Consider the following 359-nt stretch of genomic DNA (forward strand, 5'->3'; position numbering starts at 1 on the left):
TTGATAAATTGCTTAACTTGATAACTTAGCTGGGATTTCAGACATGGCTAACCACGTAACTTTTAAAAATCACGTTAAAATTGGGGTGTTAATGTATATTAAGGACTAAGCGAATAACGCACTACACTGCGTCAAGTTGCCTCGTCGTTTTAACTTTAAGTGCTCGCAATACTTTTGTTTAGCATCAGGCCTACCAACGGAACCTTTGAACACCTTGGTAAACTGAGTGGTGAGCTTTAACCAATTCTCTGGTTGGATATTGAGTCTTGCTAAGATGGGCTGAGCGTCTGTGATGAACCCACGTTTATCCTCACGTATGCATCGACCAGTTAAATCAACAAGCTCTACATAATATTTGA

At 39.6% G+C, this 359-nt stretch carries 1 pseudogene; it reads right to left on the reverse strand.

From position 1 onward, the window contains the following. Positions 1–105: 105 nt before the first annotated feature. Positions 106–359, reverse strand: a pseudogene (locus A7985_RS25515) (transposase); the annotation flags it as partial.

This window comes from Pseudoalteromonas luteoviolacea, assembly GCF_001696455.1.
GTDB classification, from domain to species: Bacteria; Pseudomonadota; Gammaproteobacteria; order Enterobacterales; family Alteromonadaceae; genus Pseudoalteromonas; species Pseudoalteromonas luteoviolacea_C.